Origin of the sequence: Salegentibacter sp. BDJ18 (assembly GCF_017579965.1) — a bacterium.
Taxonomy (GTDB): Bacteria; Bacteroidota; Bacteroidia; order Flavobacteriales; family Flavobacteriaceae; genus Salegentibacter.
Map to the genome: position 1 here is coordinate 365879 of NZ_JAFLQX010000002.1, position 22982 is coordinate 388860.

The following is a 22982-nucleotide window of genomic DNA, read 5'->3' on the forward strand; positions in this document are numbered from 1 at the left end:
CAGCACTAATTTTGGCCAAAAATAGCGTGAAAGATCAATCCTAAATATGATTCCGGTCAGTTCTGTAAAAATTAACTAATTGCCTCTAACTTTTCTGCATTTAAAAGTTTCACATTTCTGCCTTCAATTTCTATAAGTCCTTCTTTTTTAAAATCGGAAAGTGTTCTAATTAATGTTTCTGAAGCTATACCAGCAACCCCCGCAAGATCTGCCCGGGAAATTCTAATACTATGAAGCGGGTTTTTCTTTATTTTATGAGCAAAAAGTAAAATGGTTCTGGCGGTTTTTCTTCTCACTGAAGCATAGGCAATTTCCATTAGTTGCTCTTTTACGCCCATAAGATGATCGCCCATTTCTTGCAGCAATTCCATACTAATATTGCTATTGCTCTTAAGGATTTCCCTTAATTCGTCTTTAGAAACCACGTAAAGTACACTGTCTTCTAAAGCCGTGGCATATTCGCCATAAGCCGAATTCTTATTAAAGCTAAGATTCCCGAAGAAATCTCCTTCTTTGTAAAGTTCGGTAATCATTTCTTTACCGCGGCTATCATATTTGTGGGCCTTTACAACCCCGCGTTCTACCATATAAAAATGCAGGGAAGATTTTCCTTCTTCATAAATATTTTCACCGGCTTTGAAACTAATCTGCTCGCGGTTTCTCATCATTTCGCGAAAAGCCGAAAGATTTTGAACGGTTTCTCCATTATTATTATTCCTTTTCTGAGCTTGCAAAATCTCTACTTTTGCCAGCCTACTTTCTATAGCGCTCAAAAGGTCTTCTTCTTCAAAAGGCTTGGTTAGATAATCGTCTGCGCCAAGGTCCATTCCTCTTCTTACATCTTTATGTTCGGTTTTTGCCGAAAGGAAAATAAAAGGAATGCCTTTGGTTTCTGAATCTTCTGAAAGGCGCGTAAGTACATCGTAGCCATCCAGTTCTGGCATCATGATATCACACACTATTATATCAGGAACTTCTTCTTTTGCTTTATCTACACCTTTCTTCCCGTCTGGTGCGGTTACTACTTCATAATTTGAGAGCTCCAGCAATTCTGCAGTATTCTCCCTAACGGTTACATCGTCTTCAATTAAAAGTATTTTTTTCATCTTAAATTATTTTCAATGTCCGCTCAAGTAACATAAGCGGTTATCTATTTTGGTTAGGTAATGTTACGGTAAATTTAGTGCCTTTATTTTCTATGCTTTCAAATTTAATATTGCCTCCCATATTTTCAAGATGAACTTTAACAATATTAAGTCCTATGCCGGTACCCTGGTTAAGCAAAGCATTTTCGGCCCTAAAATAACGTGTAAAAATATGCTTTTGGTCTTTCTCCGGAATTCCCATTCCTTCATCTTCCACCTCAAAGATAATTTTTTCTTCAGTAGGAAATATTCTGAAATAGATAGTGGAATCTTCGGGAGAGTATTTAATAGAATTTCCAATTAAATTTGAAAGAATAAGCTCCAGGATTTTTTCATCCTGATAAAGGGTTACATCTCCCATTTCACTGTCATATTCTATCTCCTGACCGTATTTTAAAGTCACATTGGCATTGTAAATTACCTCGTTAATTAGTTTGTTTAGGCTAAAAGCGGTGTATTTATAATTCACGTTCCCAGATTCCAGGCGTTCTAACGAAAGGAAATCATTTAAAATATTATTTAAATAATGCACCTTGTTTTTTATGGTAGTAAGGTGTTTTGTTCTTTTTTCCTGCTGTTCGGTTTGTGTATATTTTTCGGCCAAAGTAGCCGAAGTAAGAATTCCGCTTAACGGAGTTTTAAATTCGTGACTCACCAGAGAAAGAAATTTTGTTTTTAGCTCATTGAGCTCTTTTTCCTGTTTTAGTGCAAGTTTAATACGTTTTTCGGCTTCTTTTCGCTTGGTGATTTCCTTTTCAAGGTCATCTACCGTATTTCTAAGTTCCTGGGTACGAATTTTAATTTTGTCTTCCAGCTCGGCATTGAGTTCTCTAATGCGCTGCTGATTTTCTTTTCTAATGGTAATATCTACAATTAAAGACATTACAAAACGCTCCCCATCTACCTGAAACGGATTTAATCCTGCTTCTACCGGAAATTGTGTTCCATCTTTTTTTACCCCGAACAAATCCCTGCCATGACCCATTTGTCTTTTCTCACTATCTTTCATAAACCTATCAAAATGCTGATGGTGATTAGATTTATAGCGTACAGGAATTAAAATATTGAGATGTTCACCTAAAAGCTCCTCTTTGTCGTAACCAAACATAATTAAGGCCGCCTGATTGGCGGTAACTATTGTTTGCTGGCTGTTTACCACGATAACGCCTTCTGAAGCCGCCTCGAATAATGTATTGAATATTTGTTCGTTTTCTCTAAAAAATTCTAAAGCCACAATTTATAGGTTAGGTATTTAAGGAAACTAAATTACAAAGTGTTTAATGATTTATTAAGCAAACAGAGTTTTAATTTTTGAATATAAGAAAGAATAAAATCGGTTTTTGAATAAGGTAATCAATACTTTTTATCTTTGTTTTGCCAAAAACTTTTAATGCACTGGAGATCCCTTTTATTATTTCTACTTCTACCCTTTTTGGGGCAGGCACAACTGGTTAATATTGAAACCAAACGCCTTCAAACCGATTCTACCCGATTTGTATTAAATGCCGATTTTGCTTTTAACCATTCCAACAACGACGGGGTTTCGGTAAACCAGGTAAACGGAACGCTAACTACCCAGTTAAAATCAAAAGATTTAAAAAGAACCTATCTCTTTTTAGGAAATTACCGCTTAATAGATGCTGATGAAGGAAATTTGCAAAATTCCTGGTTTCTACATACCCGATTTAACTATAAATTTAATCAACTTTTAAGGTTTGAAGCTTTTCTGCAAGGCCAATACAATCAACTGCTTGTAGTTGAACAAAGAAATCTTGTAGGTGCAGGTTTAAGACTAAAATGGATGAACCGCGAGAATTTCTCAGGTTATCTTGGCAATAGCTATATGTATGAAGTTGAATATAGCGACAGGGCCGGGACTACAGAATACAACCATAGAAACAGCACTTATCTTTCTGTTTCCTATTTATCGAAATCAAAAAATTTCTCGGTCACCAATACGGTTTACTACCAGCCGCTTTATAAAAACCTTAAAGATTACAGGCTCTTAGAACAATTTAGACTGGACATCCCGCTGGCAGAATGGTTTAAAGTTTTTACTATTTACGATTATTACTTTGATAGTAAAACACCTTTAAATACCCGGGAATACACCTCGCAATTACAAATTGGCGTGGGCTTTAGTTTTTAGGGATAAAAAAAGTTTCTATTGTGGAGATGTCATTGGGCAAAAAGCTGAAGCTAAAATTTTTACAGCGCTTTAAAAACAAAAAAACCGAACTCTTTTCAGAATTCGGTTAATTTTCGTTGGCCTACTAGGGCTCGAACCTAGACTCTTCTGGACCAAAACCAGACGTGTTGCCAGTTACACCATAGGCCATTGCTGTAATGCGGATGCAAATTTAAAACAAACTTTCTATTGCGCAAACTTTTTCTGCAAAAAATAAACCTATTTTTTTCGAGTTCAATTTAAACGGAAATATCTACAAATATAAAAACCCAAAAACAGCTTTATTTTCAGTCCTTTTAGGAAATATTTCGCATTAAAATGCGTTAGTAAGCTACACTGGAGTAAAGCTTAAAACAGGTACCACCTGGAAAGTATTTCCAGACTTCGAGGCAAGCCTTAAAGCATTTAATTCCCGATTACAGAGCATTCACAATTTTATTATTAAATTCGCCACATACTACTCAACTTTACTCAATAATGACAGATTTTAGCTTCAGGAAGTGGAATAAAATACTAGGATGGCTGGTATTTGTAATTGCGCTCACCACTTATACCCTTACCTTAGAACCCACCGCAAGTTTTTGGGATGCAGGTGAATACATTGCAACCTCGGCAAATCTTGAAGTAGGCCACCCACCGGGGGCGCCTTTCTACCAGATGCTGGGAGCATTCTTTTCAACATTTGCACCAGATAATTCCCAGGTGGCGCTTATGGTGAATTTTATGTCGGCCGCAGCAAGTGCATTTGCTATTTTATTTATGTTCTGGTCTATTAGTTTATTGGTTTTAAAAGTAGCCGGACCTATAGAAAAATTAAAACCTGCCAATAAAATGGCTGTCTTAGGTAGTGCGCTGGTTGGCTCTTTAGCTTTTACTTTTACCGATAGTTTTTGGTTTAGCGCAGTAGAAGCCGAAGTTTATGCCATGGCCGCCTGCCTAATGGCGCTTATGTTTTATTTAGGTTTGTTATGGGAACGGGATATGTTTAAACCCCGCGGAAATAGATGGCTAATTCTTATTTCCCTGGTTGTGGGTTTATCTTTTGGGGTTCACTTTATGGGATTACTTACCATTCCCGCCATAGGCTTTCTATATTTCTTTAAAAATTATAAAAAGGTTACTGTAAAGAATTTTATTATCGCCAATATTGTGGTGGTCGCTGTATTGATGTTTATTTTTAAACTACTTCTACCCTACACGCTTACTTTCTTTGCTGCTTCAGAATTATTCTTTACCAACTCGCTGGGGCTTCCGTTTAATACAGGAACCGTAATTGCACTCCTGGTGATTGTTGCTGCTTTTTACTTCGGAATCAATTATACCCGAAAGAAAAATTATTTTCAGCTTAATACATTATTCCTGTGCATTCTTTTTATCCTTATTGGATTTTCCAGCTGGGTAATGCTTCCTATAAGATCTAATGCTCCTACGGTTATTAATGAAAACAGTCCCGATAATGCGCGGGAGTTACTCGCTTATTATAACCGGGAACAATACGGGGAAACACATTTATTTTACGGCCCGCAGTTTTCTGAAATGTATGCCGGTTTAGATGAAGATAATCCATATACCGATGCTAAACCAAAGTATGAAAAAGATGAAGAAGCCGGGGAGTATATTATTGTAAACGATTATAAAAATGCAAAACAAAACCTAGACGATTCGCATAAAGCAATCCTGCCCAGGATGTGGAGTACGCAGCACGCTGCTAATTACATGGATTTTACCGGCCCCTTAGATTTTACCATAAAACCAGAATACCAGGGGGAAGAAAGGCTGGTAAGTGCAGTAAACGAGTTCCAGAATCGTTTTTCCCAGGGCGAACTGGATAATAACGATTATCACAACTTCTTAAGACAGTTTGGTGATTATTTAAATATTGAGAAACCTTCTTTCGCTTCAAATATTGGCTATCTATTAGAATACCAGATTGGCTATATGTACTGGCGATATTTTATGTGGAATTTTGTTGGAAGACAGGACGATATACAGGGAAAATATACCGATGTTCACGGAAACTGGATTAGCGGGATAGATTTTATAGACGAGATGCACGTTGGCCCACAAGACAATCTTCCCAGCGATGTAAAAAATAACAAAGCCAGAAATACCTATTATTTTCTTCCACTAATTTTAGGATTAATAGGACTCGTTTTTCAATTTAAACGAGATAAAAATAATTTTTGGGTCTTACTGGTGTTTTTCCTTTTTACGGGAATTGCACTCAAAATTTACTTAAATGAAAGACCTTTTGAACCCCGGGAACGCGATTATGCTTTAGTTGGTTCGTTTTACGTTTTTGCCATCTGGATTGGCTTTGGAGCCTACGCCCTCTTTGACTGGGCTAAAAAATTCCTGAAACCAAAATTGGCTGCACCAATTGTAATTGCAGCATCAATTTTAGCGGTTCCTGTACTTTTGGCTTCAGAAAACTGGGACGATCACGATCGCAGCGGTAGGGATTCTACACTTACCATGGCCAAAATGTACCTGGATTCTGTAGATGAAAATGGTATTATTTTCACCATTGGAGATAACGATACTTTTGCGCTCTGGTATGTACAGCAAATTGAACGCTACCGTACCGATGTGAGAGTGGTAAACACAAGCCTTTTTGCCACCGACTGGTATATAGACCAAATGAAGCGTAAGGCTTTTGAAAGTGATCCTATTCCATCACAATTTGAAAATGAGGATTACAATGGAGTTAACGATGTGGTTTTTGCTAAAGAAGTTACCCGCGACACTATTCCTATCAAAACCTGGTTGAATTATATACAAAACGATGACCCAAGAACAAAAGCCGAATTACAAAGCGGCCAAACAATAAACACCTTCCCTACTCGAAATATAAGTGTTCCTGTAGATAAACAAGCTGTTTTAGAAAACGGAATCGTAGAAGAACGTTTTGCAGATCAAATTGTAGATGAAATTGTAATTAATATTGAGTCGCAGGCTATTTACAAGAATACATTGTTAATGCTGGATATTATTGCCAACAATAATTGGGAAAGACCAATTTATTTTTCTGGGGGAAGCTTTAGCGACGAAGATTATCTTTGGATGAAAGAATACCTGCAGCTTGAAGGTGTAGCATATAAACTTGTTCCTATTAAAACGCCAATAGACCAAAGAAATCCTTACGATATGGGACGCATCAACACCGATAAGATGTACGATATTGTAATGAATTGGGATTGGGGTAATATGGGATCAGACGATATTTATCACGATACTGAAACGCGCCGAAATTCCATTACCTACAGAAGTAATCTTGCCAGGTTGGTAGAAAACCTGTTAAACGAACAAGACACTACACGGGCTAACAAAGTGCTTGACCTTGCAATGGAACATATGCCGGTAGAACATTTTCAATATTATGCGCTTTTAGAACCTTATGTTAGCGGTTATTATGAAGTTGGCGAACCCGAAAAGGCAAGGGAAATTTGGGCGAAAATTGCTAAAAACTACCAGGAAAACCTTGAATATTACAGCAGCTGGGATATAGACAGGCAGTATAGAAATTTCAATGAAATTGTATCTGATATCGAGCGTTACCGCGCGCTGGTAGATTTACTCGTAGTTCACCAGGATGAAGAAATTCTCGAAGAAAAAGCCGATGAATTTAATGAACATCTGGAAATGTTTCGTCATTTTTATGGTGAGGAAGAAGAAATAGATCCGCAAGATCCCCAGGAAAGTGCCATTGAGGAAGGCTTAAATCCTGAATTGAACCAGGGAAATAATTCACTTAGAATAGATTCTGCGGTAGAAGAATAAAAAAATTAAAAATATTCCTGCAAGGTTTATAAATCTGGCAGGAATATTTTTTCAAAATACGGAGTGGCAGCATTTGGATTTCAGGTCGCAACCCGATTCAACTTTTCTCTGAACCACTTTTCTAATATGAACCCGTTTTTTATAAAATATCCTTCAATTTTAAGGAAACTCTATCCCAACCGAATTACGCAAATTCAGGATAAAAAAAGTATTTATCTCACGTTTGATGATGGCCCTATTCCTGAAATTACGCCCTGGGTTTTAGAGCAATTAAAGCAGTATAATGCAAAAGCTACCTTTTTTTGTATTAGTGACAACATTAGGAAAAACCCTGAAATCTTTCAGCAATTATTAAAAGAAGAACACAGCATTGGCAACCATACTTTTAATCATTTAAACGGCTGGAAAACCAAAACCGAGGTCTATGTGGAGAACGTAATTAAGGCCCAGGAAATACTTTTAGAAAATAGAAAACAGAAGAGAGAATATAGAGAAGAGAAAAGAGATAATAATAACCCGAAACCCGCAACTTCAGCGCAAAAATTCTTTCGTCCTCCTTACGGTAAGATCAAAAATTCCCAGGCTACAGAACTTGTAAAACTGAATTATAAAATAGTGATGTGGGAAGTTTTAAGTGGAGATTTTGAAAACAGAATTTCTAAAGAAAAATGCTTTAAAAATGTGATAAATAATGCTTCAGGTGGAAGTACTATTGTTTTTCACGACAGCCAAAAAGCCTTTAAAAATTTGGAGTATACACTACCTAAAGTTTTGGAATATTATGCTGAAAAAGGCTTCAGTTTTAAAGCGCTTTAAATATATTCCTTAAGAATACCTACCAGCGTTGCAGCGTCCTGTTCCCCGGTTTGGCGCCATTTCATCTCACCAGATTTATAGATCATTAAGGTTGGCAAAGCTTTCACCCTAAGCGCTTCGGCAAGTTGAGCATTTTTATCTACATCAATTTTTATCACTTTTGCCTTATTGCCCATAGAAGCAGCAACTTCCCGTAAAACAGGACTCATAGCCTTTGAATCTTCATTCCATTCAGTATAGAAATCTAACAAGACCGGAATATTGAGATCTATTAATTCTCCAAATTTTGACATGTAGTTTTTCTTTTAATTAGACTCACTAAGTGAGATTCAAAATGGGAAACGCACTTCATACTTTTTTTCGGAGCAAATACTAATTCAAATATAGCAAATTCTCCAGATTATGCAGGTTTTGAGCCTTTTTTGAGTTCAATTACACTTATTTCTGGCCAAATTCCCACACGCCCGGGAAAAGCCAAATAGCCAAATCCGCGGTTTACGTTAATATAACGGCCAAATTCTTCATATATTCCTGCCCAGTTTTGGTAACGATATTGCACCGGGCTCCATCTAAACCAGCCTGGAATTTCAATACCAAACTGCATTCCATGCGTGTGGCCACTAAGCGTTAAATGGTAATGTTTAGGATCTTTCTTTATCTTTTCCTGCCAGTAAGAAGGATCGTGACTTAATAAAACTTTGAAATCTTTCTCGGTGAGTCCTTCCCCAGCCCTATCTAGATCTCCTTCTTTTTTAAATCCGCCGGCGCCCCAGTTTTCTACACCTATTAAAGCGATTTTTTCACCGTTTCGTTCAATAATTTTATGCTCATTCAGTAAAAGTTGCCAACCCATTTTGGCGTGGGTTTCCTTCAAAGTATCCAGGTTTTGTTTTTTTTCTTCAGAAGAATTCCAGTCTTTATAATCTCCATAATCGTGATTTCCCAGGATAGAGTAAACCCCATCTTTCGCCTTTATTTGACTGAACATTTCTTTCCAGGGCTCCATTTCTGAAGCCTCGTTATTAACAAGATCCCCGGTAAAAACCACCATATCACTTTCCTGCTCGTTGAGTAAGTCTACGCCGTATTTAATTTTCTTTTCATTATCAAAACTACCACTGTGAACATCGCTAATTTGGCTTAATCGGTAACCATCAAAAGCGTCAGGTAGATCTTCAAAGTATAATGTATAACGTAAAACTCTAAAATTATATTTTCCCTGGTACATTCCATATAAAACCGAGGCCAAAGGAATGGCAGCAAGTCCCAGGGCTAACTGACTCAAAAATTTTCTACGTGAAGGGAGCGCAAAATTTCCTTTAGAAGAAGATAATTTTTCATATCCTGCGATACCCATTCTGTAAATATCTTCCCCAAACATAATTAGGGTGAGAATAAGTTTAAAAAGTAATACCGAAAGTAGAAACCCAAAGGCATAACCCCGCGCCCCGGTGAGGACACTACCTTCTACAGGGCTAAGCCATTGGTATAGGAAATTACCCAAAACCGCAGCGGTAATAACAAAATATAAAATTATCACCCAGTAATTACGGGTAAGTGTTTTTAAAGCCTGGTAGGCATAAATCTCTATTAAAAGGAAGAAAACTATAAATATAATCCAGCGCATGAGTACTCTTAAATTTTTGCGAATATACTTTTAATCATTACTTTATAAATTTCGTTTGGGTTTATTTTAACGCCTGTTTTAGTTATAATAACCCGACAAATTTTTATCCTAAATAGTGCCATAAATGTCGTACAGCATAAAATTTGACTATACCACTAATTGCAAAATAATAGTTAGCAGGTTACTTCAAGTTTTTAAGACCCACTAAAGCCAGTATGATAATATCTTTGTAGTTTTGGGATATTTAGAAAAACAATATTCCAAAATATATGTCTGCTCAAAAACGCTTATTCTTACTGGACGCTTACGCGCTTATTTTCCGTGGTTATTACGCTTTTATAAAAAACCCCAGGATAAATTCTAAAGGCTTTGATACCTCGGCAATTATGGGTTTTATGAATTCTCTTTTTGATGTTATTAGACGGGAAAAGCCAGATCATCTAGCCGTTTGTTTTGATAAAGAAGGTAGCCAGGTTAGAACCGAGATGTTTGCTGAATATAAAGCGAACCGCGATGCTACTCCAGAACCAATAAAAGAAGCTATTCCAATTATCCAGGATATTTTAAATGCGATGCACATCCCGGTGGTAGTGCTTCCCGGTTGTGAAGCCGATGATATTATTGGCACCCTCGCCCTACAAGCTGAAAAAGAAAACTACCAGGTTTTTATGGTAACTCCAGATAAGGATTTTGCCCAATTGGTGAGCGAAAATATTTTTATGTATCGTCCTGCAAGAATGGGTAATGGCATAGAAATTTGGGGCATTCCTGAAGTACAAAAGAAATTTGGGGTTGAGCGGCCGGAGCAAGTGATAGATTTTCTTGGAATGATGGGTGACGCGGTAGATAATATACCCGGACTTCCCGGCGTAGGCGAAAAAACCGCTAAAAAATTCCTGAAGCAATTTGGAAGTATGGAAGAATTACTGGCGAATACTAACCAGTTGAAAGGTAAAATGAAAGAAAAAGTTGAAAGTCACGCCGAACAGGGAATTCTTTCTAAAAAACTTGCCGCGATTCTTACCGATTGTGATGTTAAATTTCACGCTGAAGATTACGAACTTTCCCAACCTGATGCCGAAAAAGTGCAGGAGATCTTTGAAGAACTTGAATTTAGAAGGTTAAGAGATCAATTTATAAAATTATTTAGCGGCGAAGAAGACCAACCACAAACCCAGCTCACTAATTCTCCTTCAGCTAAAAAAGTTTCCAAAACTGCAGGCGAAGGCCAGTTTTCTTTGTTTGGAGGTGATAATTCAGAAAAAATTGAGACTAGCACTGGTGGAAGAAAATCTTTAAAAGATACGGCTCACGTCTACCAAAGTTTAAAGACTGAATTGTCCAGGAAATTATTCCTTCAAAATTTAATGAAGCAAACAAGCGTTTGCTTAGATACTGAAACCACAAGTTTAAATGCGCTGGAAGCAGAGCTGGTTGGTATTGCGTTTTCCTGGGAACCCGGTAAAGGTTTTTACCTGCCTTTCCCCGAAGAACGAGAAAAAGCCCAGGAACTTAGTGAGGAGTTAAGACCGTTTTTTGAAGACGAAAAAATTGAAAAAATTGGACAAAACCTTAAATATGATATCAAGGTTTTAGCAAAATATAATATTGAAATAAAAGGAAAGCTTTTCGATACTATGATCGCGCATTACCTGATCAATCCAGATATGCGCCATAATATGGATGTACTGGCCGAAACTTACCTTAATTATACGCCGCAACCTATTTCAGAATTAATAGGAAAAAAAGGAAAGAATCAAAAGTCGATGCGGGAGGTTCCGGTTGAAGAGCAAACCGAATATGGCGTAGAAGATGCCGATGTTACCCTTCAGCTTAAAAAATTCTTTGAGCAGGAATTAAAAGAAGCAGAAACCCGAAAGCTTTTTGATGAAATTGAAATTCCGCTGGTTAGAGTGCTTGCCGCAATGGAATTGGAAGGCATAAAATTAGACGAGAATTTCCTAAAATCCCTTTCTGACGCACTGGATAGTGATATTAAAGATTTGGAGCAAAGCATTTATAAAGAAGCCGGGGAAGAATTTAAAATAAGCTCCCCAAAACAATTAGGGCTTATCCTTTTTGAAAAAATGGAATTGGTTAAAAAACCCAAAAAGACCAAAACAGGCCAATATTCAACCAGCGAAGATGTGCTCTCAGTTTTAGTTAAAGAACATAAGATCGTAGAGGATGTTTTAATGTATCGTGCGCTGGTAAAACTCCAAAATACCTATGTAGATTCTTTACCAAACCAGGTACAGAAAGCTACCGGCAGAATTCATACCGATTATGTGCAAACTATTGCAGCTACGGGAAGATTGAGCTCCAACAATCCTAACCTTCAAAATATACCGATAAGAACCGAGCGTGGTCGCCAGGTGAGAAAAGCTTTTGTTCCGCGAGACGAAAATCATATTCTACTCGCTGCCGATTATTCTCAAATTGAATTGCGCATTATCGCGGCGCTTAGCGAAGAAGATAATATGATCAAAGCCTTTAAAGAAGGCAAAGATATTCACGCTTCTACCGCCGCCCAGGTTTTTAACGTAAATATAGATGAAGTAACCCGTGAGCAAAGAAGCAACGCTAAAACTGTGAATTTTGGAATTATTTATGGCGTTTCAGCCTTCGGTTTAAGCAATCAAACCAATTTATCACGTGCCGAATCAAAAGAACTTATTGACACCTATTATAAAACCTATCCAAAACTTACCGGATACATTGCAGACCAGGTAGCTTTTGCCAGGGAAAATGGTTATGTGCAAACCATTTTAGGAAGGAGACGATATTTAAAAGATATTAATTCACAAAATGCGGTAGTGCGTGGCGCTGCAGAAAGAAATGCGGTAAACGCCCCAATACAGGGTAGCGCAGCAGATATTATAAAACTGGCAATGATTAATATTTACCGAAAACTTACAGAAGGAAAATTCAAAACCAAAATGTTACTTCAGGTTCATGATGAATTGGTTTTTGATGCCCATAAAGATGAAATTGAAGAAGTAAAGAAAATGATTCAGTTTGAAATGGAAAACGCTTACAAACTGGATGTTCCTTTAGACGTAGAATTAGGAGAAGGCAATAACTGGCTGGAAGCACATTAGAATTTCTCCGTCATTGCGAGGGAGGCACGACTGAAGCAATCTTTAGGAAAAACAAAAAACCTCGCAACCAAAGCTGCGAGGTTTTTCTATCTAACACTAAAATTTATTGGTTAGGTTACTAATTCACTCTAGTGTATTCTAAAGATAATACATCTACATTCTCGGCATCGGTCCCATCTGGGCTACCGTTTAAATATTGTTGAGATTCTAATTTGTTTACTTCAAATGCAAAGGTATTTGTGGTTCTTTCTAATATACGTTTATGAGTATAGGTTTCTCCATTAATAGTCATGGTAATCACTAACCTTTCCTGGTCGTTTTCATTTTCAACATCCCAAAGCCCGGTATCTGTTCTGCCGGAAAGACATTCAAAATCATTATTATTTACCCCGGCTCTAAAATCCAACCTGGAGTTTGTAGTGGTCATATCACCACCGGCATAAAATACAACCCCCATATCCTGGAAACAATCGGTTTCCAACAAAATATTAGAATTAAATACTTGATCGTTGTTAAGATCTACAGCGGTATCGGTATTCATTGCAGAAAGTTTCCATTCTCCTTCAAGATCTTCAGGAGTAATAGTTGCCATTGCATTAGTTGCGGTAATTTCAGTTTCGGCTACGTGATCTTGGTTTGGCTCACAAGAAGCTAAAACAAGCACCAACCCGAACACTGCGTAAAGGTTTCTAAACATAAATAGGTTTTTCATAGCAAATAAATTTGGGGCTACAAATATATGGTGCATTAGAAGATATTTATGACTTTATTAACATAAATATTACCGTTTAACGTTCATTACGTGCTTTTTACCGATTCAGATTAGGTGAATAATGTAGGATTAAAGCTGTAATGGTTTTATATAGCTTCAAAAACTTTCTGAAAAAGCGCAATCTTAAAATTCTGAAGTACAGCTATCTTCCTCAAAACAAATTAATTAATTTCGGATTTGCTATATGAATTTATAATTGTACATTTGCACCCCGATTTCCCGACATGAATTATGCTGGGAATGGGAATGGAATGTTTAATAATAAGTAAATTTAATTAGTGTGGACACATTAAGCTACAAAACAGTATCAGCCAACAAGGCTACCGTGACCAAAGAATGGGTACACGTAGATGCTGAAGGACAGACGTTGGGCCGCCTATCATCTAAAGTAGCCAAGCTACTAAGAGGTAAGCACAAACCTAACTTCACCCCGCACGTTGATTGTGGTGATAACGTAATTGTTACCAACGCAGAAAAGATCAACTTAACCGGTAAGAAATGGGATTCGAAAGAATACATTCGTCATACTGGCTACCCGGGTGGACAAAAAAGTCTAACAGCAGCTGAATTATTCGAAAAGAATCCAGAGAGATTAATCGAAAAATCAGTAAAAGGAATGCTACCAAAGAACAAACTTGGAGCAGACCTATTTAGAAATTTAAAGGTTTACGCAGGATCAGAACACGATCACACTGCACAAAAGCCTAAAACTATTAACTTAAACGATCTTAAGTAATGGAGGTTATTCACAAAATTGGCCGTAGAAAAACGGCGGTTGCGCGTGTTTATGTTTCTGAAGGAAGCGGAAAATTTAGCGTAAACAAAAAAGACCTTAAAGACTACTTTACCACAGGTCCTTTACTTTACAAAGTAAACCAGGCCCTTAACCTTACCGGTAATGACGATAACTTTGACGTAAGAGCAAATGTTTACGGTGGTGGTATTACAGGACAGGCAGAAGCTATTCGTCTTGCACTTGCAAGAGCAATGGTAGAACTGGATGCAGAGAACAGAGCGGTGTTAAAGCCAGAAGGTTTAATGACCAGAGACCCAAGAATGGTAGAGCGTAAGAAGTTTGGACAGAAGAAAGCTCGTAAGAAATTTCAGTTCTCTAAACGTTAATTTTTATTGGAATTTATATTCCAAAGTTCATTTAATATTAAAAAGATTTTTGTTGTTATTCCGCTGCCAGCGGAAGTTAGTTTAGCATCTAAACAGGTAAGGCCGTGTTTTTAAAACAGCCACTTACTTGTTGCTATCTTCAACAGAACGTAAACTATTACAAAAATGGCAAACAAAGTAGAAGTAAAAGAATTACTTGATGCAGGTGTACATTTTGGACACCTTACAAGAAGATGGAACCCAAATATGGCCCCATATATCTATATGGAGCGTAATGGGATTCACATCATCAACTTATATAAGAGTGCTGCTAAAATGCAGGAGGCAGGTGATGCCCTTGCAAAAATTGCAGCCAGCGGAAGAAAAATACTTTTCGTAGCTACCAAGAAACAAGCTAAAGAAATAGTAGCCGAACAAGCTGAAAAAGCAAATATGCCATACATTACCGAGCGTTGGCCCGGTGGTATGCTTACCAACTTTGTAACTATTCGTAGAGCTGTTAAGAAAATGGCCTCTATTGATAGAATGAAGAAAGATGGTACTTTTAATACACTTTCTAAAAAAGAACGTCTTCAGGTAGATCGTTTAAGAGCTAAATTAGAAAAGAACCTTGGTTCTATTTCTGATATGAGCAGACTTCCAGGAGCGCTTTTTGTTGTTGATATTACTCGTGAACACATTGCTATTAAAGAAGCTCAAAAATTAAACATTCCAATTTTCGCTATGGTTGATACGAACTCAGATCCTCGTGAGGTTGAGTACGTAATTCCATCTAATGACGATGCTTCAAAGTCTATCAACAAAGTGGTTTCTTATGTTGCAGATTCTATTGTAGACGGCCTTTCTGAAAGAAAAGCTTCTAAAGAATCTAAAAAAGAGAAAGCTGACAAAGAAGAAAAAGAGCCAAAAGCACCAAAGGCTGCTGTAAAGCAACCAGAGGCTGAAGCTCCTTCTAAAGATGCCGAAGACAAAAAGGCAATGAAAGAAGCTAAGAAAGATGTAAAACTTGAGTCTAAGAAAGAAACTTTAGACAAAGCTTCATCTAACGAAGAAGAATAAAATAACATTTTATAACATTCAAAAAGTCGTTTAGTTTCTTTCCTAACAGTTGGTCTCTAAGCGACTTTTTTAAATAAAAAACAATACTATGGCTAAGATAACCGCCGCAGAAGTAAACAAATTAAGAAAAGCTACCGGTGCCGGTATGATGGATTGTAAAAAGGCACTTGTAGAGGCAGATGGTGATTTTGACAAGGCTATTGAAGTACTTCGTAAAAAAGGTCAGAAAGTTGCTGCTAAGAGAGCCGATAGAGATTCAGCCGAAGGTGCTGCAATTGCTAAGGTAAACGACGATAACACCAAAGGTATTATCATCTCTCTTAACTGTGAAACCGACTTTGTTGCTAAAAACGATGATTTCGTAAAAATGGCTAACAATTTCGCAGATATCGCACTTACTGTTTCTTCAAAAGAAGAATTGCTTAAAGCAGATTACAATGGCATTTCAGTTGAAGATAAATTAACTGAGCAAACTGGTGTAATCGGTGAGAAAATAGAAATTGGTGCTTTTAAAACTTTAGAAGCTCCGTTTGTAGGTTCTTATATTCACGCAGGAAACAAAATTGCTGTAATCACCGGTCTTTCTAAAAATGTTGAAGGTGCAGATGAAGCTGCAAAAAACGTTTCTATGCAAGCTGCCGCTATGAACCCTATCGCACTTAACGAAGAAGGTGTAGACCAGGAAACCATAGATAAAGAAGTAGAAATCGCTAAAGATACACTTCGTCAGGAAGGTAAACCTGAAGAAATGCTAGACAAAATAGCAAAAGGAAAAATTCAGCGTTACTTTAAAGACAACACTTTGGTTAACCAGGCTTTTATCAAAGACGGAAAACAAAGTGTTGCAGACTACGTAAAATCTGTAGATTCAGATCTTACTGTTGTAGGTTTCGAAAGAGTTGCTTTAGGAGAGTAATTATAATTTGTCATTTCCGCGCAGGCGGAAATCCTAATAAATCTAAAACCGCTTCACTTATCTGGAGCGGTTTTTTTAATTTTATCAAATGTCAGAAAAAGCATTTCAGTTTAAAGAATTCAAGATAGAGCAAGATCGCTGCGCCATGAAAATTGGCACCGACGGGGTTTTACTGGGCGCCTGGGCTTCCCTGGAGCACCAACCAGACAGCATACTTGATATTGGCACAGGAACAGGTTTAATTGCATTAATGCTAGCACAACGCTCTCCTGCCCTTCTTATTGATGCTTTAGAAATTGACGAAGATGCTTACGAACAAGCTGTGGACAATTTTGAACAAAGCAATTGGGGAGACAGGCTATTTTGCTATCACGCCGCATTTGACGAGTTTATTGAAGAAATGCAGGATGAAGAGAAATATGAACTTATAATTTCCAATCCGCCATTTTATGCGGAAGATTATACTTCAGAAAGCGCAAGTAGAAATAAAGCACGTTTTGCTGAAGCCCTGCCTTTTTCAGAATTACTTGAAGGTGTTTCGCAATTGCTTCATCCAGAAGGGGAATTCAATACAATTATTCCCTATAAAGAGGAAACAGAGTTTATAAGCCTGGCTAGTGAATTTGGCCTTTTTCCGAAGAAAATCACCAGGGTACGCGGCAATGAAACATCAGCAATAAAAAGAAATTTATTGAGTTTTAGCTTTAAAGAAATTGAGCTGCAAGAGAATGAACTTATTATTGAAATTTCACGACATAATTATACAGAAACTTACAAAAAGCTTGTAAAAGACTTCTATCTTAAATTATAATCTTAAAATTGTTTGCTTTCAAAAGCTTGGTTACATTTGTGTAAAACACCACACAAATGAGAACAGATAACTTCCAGGCCCCAGATTATTATAATATTGATGAGCTATTAACCGATGAACATAAAATAGTTCGCGATGCCGCCAGAGAATGGGTGAAACGCGAAGTTTCCCCCATAATTGAAGATGCTGCTCAAAAAGCAGAATTCCCTAAATCTATAATTAGCGGTTTAGCTGAAATTGGAGCTTTTGGCCCATATATTCCTGAAGAATACGGCGGAGCCGGCCTGGATCAAATCTCCTACGGACTAATCATGCAGGAGATTGAACGAGGTGACAGTGGGGTTCGCTCTACCGCATCCGTTCAAAGTTCTCTGGTAATGTTCCCTATTTATAAATACGGTACCGAGGAACAACGCAAAAAATACTTACCAAAATTAGCCTCGGGAGAATTTATGGGTTGTTTTGGCCTTACCGAGCCAGATCACGGTTCTAATCCCGGCGGGATGACTACGAATTTTAAAGATAAAGGCGATCATTATTTACTAAATGGCGCCAAAATGTGGATCTCTAATGCACCTTTTGCAGATATTGCAGTGGTGTGGGCAAAAGATGAAAACGGCCGTATTCACGGACTTATCGTAGAAAGAGGAATGGAAGGTTTTTCTACTCCTGAAACTCATAACAAATGGTCACTTCGCGCCAGCGCAACAGGTGAACTTATTTTTGACAATGTAAAAGTGCCAAAAGAAAATCTAATGCCAAATAAAAGCGGACTTGGTGCTCCATTGGGTTGTCTTGATTCTGCCCGCTACGGAATTGCCTGGGGAGCTATAGGCGCCGCAATGGACTGCTATGATACCGCTTTGCGTTATGCAAAAGAGCGAGTGCAATTTGACAAACCAATTGCCGGCACGCAACTTCAGCAGAAAAAATTAGCAGAAATGATCACCGAGATCACAAAAGCTCAGCTTATGGCATGGAGACTGGGCGTTCTTAAAAACGAAAGAAAAGCAACTTCGGCTCAAATCTCTATGGCTAAAAGAAATAATGTGGAAATGGCTATAAAAATAGCCCGGGAAGCGCGCCAAATTTTAGGCGGAATGGGAATTACCGGCGAGTACAGCATTATGCGCCATATGATGAACCTGGAAAGTGTAATTACATATGAAGGCACACACGATATTCACCTATTAATTACGGGAATGGATATTACCGGGATTCCTGCTTTTCAGTAAAAGTAATTCTAAATAAGTATGCTAACATCGTCACGCTGAATTCATTTCAGCATCTCAGCTTTGTTAAAAACACAATATATTAGATCCTGAAACAAGTTCAGGATGACGCGAATTAATCTAAATCATTACAGCAAATCAAAACAAGGGCAGCGTTTACAACGTTTGCCCTTTTTATATTTTTCACAGCATTCTTTTTTAAGCGGTTTGGGATTTTTAGCCACCACACCGTCTATTTGCAAATAATCTTTTGATTTATTTGAATAAAAAACAATGACATTATATGAATTTGAAATCTGTTTCGTCATATTTTGAATATACTTTAAAAAGCTGAAATTGAGCGTTAATTCAGTTTTAAATGAATGTTTAAATTTTATAAATACTAAAGAGAATCTTATTTTTGCAAAATGGGAGAAAAAAATAGGATAAAAGAGGTAAATAAAGCGCTAGAGCCTAAAATAAATCAACTTTTAGATCATTCCTTATATCAAAAAATAACGACTCCAGAGCATCTTCAAATCTTTATGGAGCATCACGTTTTTGCTGTGTGGGATTTTATGTCTTTACTTACCGCCTTACAGGAAAAACTTACCAAAACCACCAATCCCTGGGTGCCTGTAGGCAATCCTGAAACTCGTTATTTAATCAATGAAATAGTACTTGCTGAAGAAACCGATGTGAATTACTTCGGAAAACATCAAAGCCATTTTGAAATGTATCTGGATGCAATGGAAAAAAGTGGCGCAGATACCGGCAGGATAAAAGATTTTTTGCTCCAGGTGACCCACGGCACCGATATTTTTTTATTGATTGCAGCCACAAAACTCCCGCTTAATATTAAGATATTTCTAAAGAATACCTTTGAAGTAATTTCAGAAGAAAAACCTCATAAAATTGCCTCAGTCTTTACCTTTGGACGCGAAGGACTTATTCCCGGGATGTTCACTTCTATTATAGAAAATGTGCAACAGAATTTCCCGAAAGAAGATTTAAGTCTATTTAAATACTATTTTGATCGTCATATAGAACTAGATGGTGATGAGCACGGGCCTATGGCCTTTAAAATGGTAGAAGAACTCTGTGGAAATGATGAGGAGAAATGGGAAGAAGTAAAAATTACCGCAGAAGAAGCACTTGATGCCCGCTTAGAGCTTTGGAAAGGCATTGAAGAAGAGATTTCAGAAAATATAGATTCTAAAAACCTGCAAACGATTTAAAGAGATTTTTTCTATAAAAATAAACCTCAAAGGTTTTCAAAACCTTTGAGGTTTATTTAATATTTCTAATCCCCAATCCTGAGCTAGAAGCTCAAAAAATTTCAGATCTTTCCTAGAATGAATTCAGGATGACGATCACTATCTACTCGATAGAAGAATTAAGGTGCTTCAGGAGCAAGCTTTACTTCCAAACCATCTAATTCTTCAGTAATGGGAATTTGGCAGCTTAAACGACTATTATCTTCCACAAAAAATGCCTGATCCAGCATGTCTTCCTCTTCAATGCTTTGTTCGGGCAGCATATGCTCAAAATTGAGAATATAACACTGGCAGGAAGCACACATTGCCATACCGCCACAAATACCAATGGTTCCTTCGGCAGCAAGTTCGTAAGAGCGAACCACTTCCATAAGGTTCATATTCATATCTGTTGGAGCGTCTACCACGTGGGCTTCACCTTCCCTGTCTATAATGGTTATTTTAATATCAGACATATCTTCTAATAAAAGAATATTCAAGATGGAGGTCATTCTGTCCCGAAGTGTCGGGATTGTTTCAGAATCTAAGCTCTTAGAACCTGAATCAGGTTGACGACACTACCACTGAATTTTTCTGTTTTAATTTATACTTTTTACAACTTCTTTTTTTGCTTCTTTCTTAGTGCCGTCAAATCCGCTTACGCCACTTACGGTAGTATATTTCATCACATATTTCTTACCTGGGAAAATGCGTTGGTAAGCGCTCTGGCACATAATTGCTGCTTCGTGAAAACCACAAAGAATCAGCTTTAATTTGCCCGGATATGTATTCACATCTCCAATGGCGTAAACTCCGGGAATATTGGTTTGATAATCGTAAGCATTATCAACCTTAATCGCATTTTTTTCAATTTCCAGACCCCAATCTGCAATAGGTCCTAATTTAGGCGAAAGCCCGAATAAAGGAATAAAATAATCGGTTTCTTTAATTTCTTTTTCTCTTGCGGAATCCTTGTGAGTTATCACTACACTATCCAGTTCTTCCTCTCCTTTAAGATCGGTAACCTCAGCATTGGTAATAAGATTGATCTTTCCAATTTTTGAAAGCTCTTCTACTTTTTCTACTGAATCTAAAGCTCCACGAAAATCATTTCTTCGGTGTACCAGCGAAACTTCGGAAGCTACATCGGCTAAATAAATAGCCCAATCTAATGCTGAATCACCCCCACCGGCAATTACTACTTTTTTATCGCGATAATCTTCTGGCTCCCGAATAATATAAGCTACGCCTTTGTCTTCAAAATCGGTGATATTGGCAATAGGTGGTTTTCTTGGTTCAAAACTTCCAAGACCACCGGCAATTACTACCACCGGGGCGTGGTGTTTTGTTCCTTTATTAGTGGTAACTATAAAGCTACCATCTTCTTGTTTATCTATGGTTTGGGCTCTTTCTCCCAGAGTAAATCCCGGCTCAAAAGGCTTTATTTGCTCCATTAGATTAGTTACCAGGTCTCCTGCTAATACTTCGGGAAAGCCCGGGATATCATAGATAGGTTTTTTAGGATAAATTTCGGAACATTGCCCGCCAGGTTGCGGCAGTGCATCTATTAAATGACATTTTAGTTTTAATAATCCTGCTTCAAAAACCGCAAAAAGGCCCGTTGGCCCTGCGCCAATTATAAGTATATCGGTTTTAATCATTCTACTGGTAAATTTGGTAGTAAGCCAGGTGCTTACCTTTGAATATTGATCACACTTTCTATTTGTGGAACATATTTTTTAATAGTCATTTCTACCCCAGATTTTAGCGTCATCTGGTTTACTGTGCAATCTACACATGCGCCTTCCAGACGAACCTTAACCAGGCGATCGTTCTCAATAGCGATTAGGGAAATATTGCCCCCGTCACTCTCCAAAAAAGGTCTGATTTCAGCCAGGGCCTTTTCTACATTTAATTTAACTTCTTCGCTCGTCATCTATTTTTTATTAACTGCACTGCATCCTGCCATTGTGGTGATCTTAATCGCTTCAGTTGGAGGCAGACTTTGGTTTCTATTCACTGTTTCCTGAACCATCCCGCGGGTAATTTCTTCAAAAGCTTCTTCCAGGGGTGTTGACTCCTGCATAGCAGCAGGACGGCCAATATCACCAGATTCTCTTAAGCTTTGTACCAGCGGAATTTCGCCTAAAAATGGGGCCTCAATATCTTTTGCGAGATTTTTAGCACCTTCTCTTCCGAAGATATAATATTTATTTTCAGGAAGTTCTTCTGGAGTAAAATACGCCATATTCTCTATTATTCCCAGTACCGGCACATTTATACTTTCCTGGCGGAACATGGCAACTCCTTTTTTAGCATCGGCTAAAGCCACGTTTTGTGGAGTACTTACAATCACAGATCCTGTTACAGGAAGAGACTGCATAATTGAAAGATGAATATCTCCCGTTCCCGGTGGTAGATCTACTAAAAGAAAATCTAACTCGCCCCAGGCCGCATCAAAAATCATTTGATTTAAAGCTTTAGAAGCCATTGGTCCACGCCAAATAACTGCCTGATTTGGTTGGGTAAAGAACCCGATAGAAAGAATTTTTACCCCGTAGTTTTCTACAGGTTTCATTTTAGATTTCCCATCTACATTTACTGAAAGTGGTCTTGAAGCTTCAACATCAAACATCATAGGGATAGACGGCCCATAAATATCGGCATCTAAAATCCCAACTTTAAAGCCCATCTTTGATAAAGTTACCGCAAGGTTAGCGGTTACTGTAGATTTACCTACGCCTCCTTTTCCGGAAGCCACGGCTATAATATTGGAAATCCCGGGAATTGCTTTCCCTTTTATTTCTGGTTTTTTAGAGGTAGACTCTATTTTAATATTTACTTTAACTTTGGCTTTTTGTTCTACATGTTCGTGAATTGCTTTCATCACATCTACTTCTGCCCGCTTTTTAATATGCAAGGCAGGGGTTTGTAAAACCAGGTCTACAACCACCTCATCACCAAAAGTCATTACATTTTGAACAGCCCCGCTTTCTACCATATTTTTGCCTTCTCCGGCTACAGAAATAGTTTCCAGCGATTTTAATATTTCTTTTCTGTCTAACTTCATTTAAAAGATATTTATAATCCCAAAAAAATCAGGACAATTTTAAGCTGAAATAGCGAGTTTTACCTAAAATCTCATCAGCTTATATAGATTCATTCTAAACGCAAATAT

Annotated in this window: 21 protein-coding genes and 1 tRNA gene; 11 read left to right on the forward strand and 11 right to left on the reverse strand. The window is 37.6% G+C overall.

From position 1 onward, the window contains the following. Positions 1 to 71 precede the first annotated feature (71 nt). On the reverse strand, positions 72 to 1106 hold the full coding sequence (locus tag J0871_RS02270; RefSeq protein WP_208223092.1) for a response regulator: 1035 nt from the start codon (positions 1104 to 1106) through the stop codon (positions 72 to 74). Positions 1107 to 1146: 40 nt separating this feature from the next. Beyond that, entirely contained in the window at positions 1147 to 2379 is a 1233-nt protein-coding gene (locus J0871_RS02275) for a PAS domain-containing sensor histidine kinase (protein ID WP_208223094.1), read from the reverse strand. A gap of 156 nt (positions 2380 to 2535) precedes the next feature. Between J0871_RS02275 and J0871_RS02280 the strand changes: the two genes are divergently transcribed. Continuing rightward, the gene (locus J0871_RS02280) at positions 2536 to 3294 is read left to right on the forward strand and encodes a DUF481 domain-containing protein (protein ID WP_208223096.1); all 759 of its coding nucleotides are present in this window, start codon (positions 2536 to 2538) and stop codon (positions 3292 to 3294) included. 116 nt (positions 3295 to 3410) lie between these two features. On the opposite strand, the gene J0871_RS02285 is transcribed toward J0871_RS02280, so the two are convergent. Continuing rightward, positions 3411 to 3483, reverse strand: a tRNA-Gln gene (locus tag J0871_RS02285). 327 nt (positions 3484 to 3810) lie between these two features. Here J0871_RS02285 and J0871_RS02290 point away from each other — a divergent pair. Both J0871_RS02290 and J0871_RS02295 read left to right on the forward strand, forming a co-directional pair. Then, complete coding sequence (locus J0871_RS02290; RefSeq protein ID WP_208223097.1) at positions 3811 to 7113, forward strand: DUF2723 domain-containing protein; 3303 nt, start codon at positions 3811 to 3813, stop codon at positions 7111 to 7113. 126 nt (positions 7114 to 7239) lie between these two features. Continuing rightward, positions 7240 to 7929, forward strand: coding sequence for a polysaccharide deacetylase family protein (locus J0871_RS02295; protein WP_208223099.1), 690 nt, complete (start codon positions 7240 to 7242; stop codon positions 7927 to 7929). On the opposite strand, the gene J0871_RS02300 is transcribed toward J0871_RS02295, so the two are convergent. Both J0871_RS02300 and J0871_RS02305 read right to left on the reverse strand, forming a co-directional pair. Next, the gene (locus J0871_RS02300; RefSeq protein WP_075325076.1) at positions 7926 to 8222 is read right to left on the reverse strand and encodes a thioredoxin family protein; all 297 of its coding nucleotides are present in this window, start codon (positions 8220 to 8222) and stop codon (positions 7926 to 7928) included. The two genes, J0871_RS02295 and J0871_RS02300, sit on opposite strands and share 4 nt — an antisense overlap. A gap of 107 nt (positions 8223 to 8329) precedes the next feature. Continuing rightward, complete coding sequence (locus tag J0871_RS02305) at positions 8330 to 9556, reverse strand: metallophosphoesterase (protein ID WP_208223101.1); 1227 nt, start codon at positions 9554 to 9556, stop codon at positions 8330 to 8332. Positions 9557 to 9825: 269 nt separating this feature from the next. Here J0871_RS02305 and polA point away from each other — a divergent pair, with 269 nt between their 5' ends. After that, entirely contained in the window at positions 9826 to 12657 is a 2832-nt protein-coding gene (gene polA / locus J0871_RS02310) for a DNA polymerase I (protein ID WP_208223103.1), read from the forward strand. Between the two features lie 118 nt (positions 12658 to 12775). On the opposite strand, the gene J0871_RS02315 is transcribed toward polA, so the two are convergent. Continuing rightward, positions 12776 to 13369, reverse strand: coding sequence for a hypothetical protein (locus J0871_RS02315; RefSeq protein WP_208223105.1), 594 nt, complete (start codon positions 13367 to 13369; stop codon positions 12776 to 12778). Positions 13370 to 13709: 340 nt separating this feature from the next. Here J0871_RS02315 and rplM point away from each other — a divergent pair, with 340 nt between their 5' ends. The 6 genes from rplM to J0871_RS02345 all read left to right on the forward strand — a co-directional run bounded on the left by rplM (position 13710) and on the right by J0871_RS02345 (position 18572). Continuing rightward, a complete protein-coding gene (gene rplM, locus J0871_RS02320; protein ID WP_079720668.1) occupies positions 13710 to 14165 on the forward strand; it encodes a 50S ribosomal protein L13 in 456 nt (151 codons plus the stop codon). Continuing rightward, positions 14165 to 14551: a 30S ribosomal protein S9 gene (gene rpsI / locus J0871_RS02325; protein WP_057482614.1), complete on the forward strand. Its 387-nt coding sequence runs from the start codon at positions 14165 to 14167 to the stop codon at positions 14549 to 14551. The genes rplM and rpsI overlap by 1 nt, the downstream gene beginning before the upstream one ends. 165 nt (positions 14552 to 14716) lie before the next feature. Further along, on the forward strand, positions 14717 to 15610 hold the full coding sequence (rpsB, locus tag J0871_RS02330; RefSeq protein WP_057482613.1) for a 30S ribosomal protein S2: 894 nt from the start codon (positions 14717 to 14719) through the stop codon (positions 15608 to 15610). 88 nt (positions 15611 to 15698) lie between these two features. Next, complete coding sequence (tsf, locus tag J0871_RS02335) at positions 15699 to 16526, forward strand: translation elongation factor Ts (RefSeq protein WP_057482612.1); 828 nt, start codon at positions 15699 to 15701, stop codon at positions 16524 to 16526. A gap of 88 nt (positions 16527 to 16614) precedes the next feature. Beyond that, positions 16615 to 17337 carry a methyltransferase gene (locus J0871_RS02340; RefSeq protein ID WP_208223107.1) on the forward strand — a complete coding sequence of 241 codons (723 nt, stop codon included), beginning with the start codon at positions 16615 to 16617 and terminating at the stop codon, positions 17335 to 17337. A gap of 56 nt (positions 17338 to 17393) precedes the next feature. After that, positions 17394 to 18572, forward strand: a complete 1179-nt coding sequence (locus J0871_RS02345) for an acyl-CoA dehydrogenase family protein (RefSeq protein WP_208223109.1) — start codon at positions 17394 to 17396, stop codon at positions 18570 to 18572. Positions 18573 to 18697: 125 nt separating this feature from the next. On the opposite strand, the gene J0871_RS02350 is transcribed toward J0871_RS02345, so the two are convergent. Beyond that, complete coding sequence (locus J0871_RS02350) at positions 18698 to 18877, reverse strand: hypothetical protein (protein WP_208223111.1); 180 nt, start codon at positions 18875 to 18877, stop codon at positions 18698 to 18700. A 99-nt stretch (positions 18878 to 18976) separates the two neighbouring features. Between J0871_RS02350 and J0871_RS02355 the strand changes: the two genes are divergently transcribed. Continuing rightward, positions 18977 to 19786, forward strand: coding sequence for a DUF3050 domain-containing protein (locus tag J0871_RS02355; RefSeq protein WP_208223114.1), 810 nt, complete (start codon positions 18977 to 18979; stop codon positions 19784 to 19786). 158 nt (positions 19787 to 19944) lie between these two features. Here the strand turns inward: J0871_RS02355 and J0871_RS02360 are convergent, their stop codons facing one another. From J0871_RS02360 to J0871_RS02375, 4 genes are all read right to left on the reverse strand, one after another. Further along, a complete protein-coding gene (locus J0871_RS02360; RefSeq protein ID WP_075325088.1) occupies positions 19945 to 20280 on the reverse strand; it encodes a 2Fe-2S iron-sulfur cluster-binding protein in 336 nt (111 codons plus the stop codon). 123 nt (positions 20281 to 20403) lie between these two features. Beyond that, positions 20404 to 21465, reverse strand: a complete 1062-nt coding sequence (locus J0871_RS02365) for an NAD(P)/FAD-dependent oxidoreductase (protein ID WP_208223115.1) — start codon at positions 21463 to 21465, stop codon at positions 20404 to 20406. Between the two features lie 32 nt (positions 21466 to 21497). Continuing rightward, a complete protein-coding gene (locus J0871_RS02370) occupies positions 21498 to 21740 on the reverse strand; it encodes a NifU family protein (RefSeq protein ID WP_075325090.1) in 243 nt (80 codons plus the stop codon). Then, positions 21741 to 22874: an Mrp/NBP35 family ATP-binding protein gene (locus tag J0871_RS02375; RefSeq protein WP_075325091.1), complete on the reverse strand. Its 1134-nt coding sequence runs from the start codon at positions 22872 to 22874 to the stop codon at positions 21741 to 21743. Between the last annotated feature and the right edge of the window lie 108 nt (positions 22875 to 22982).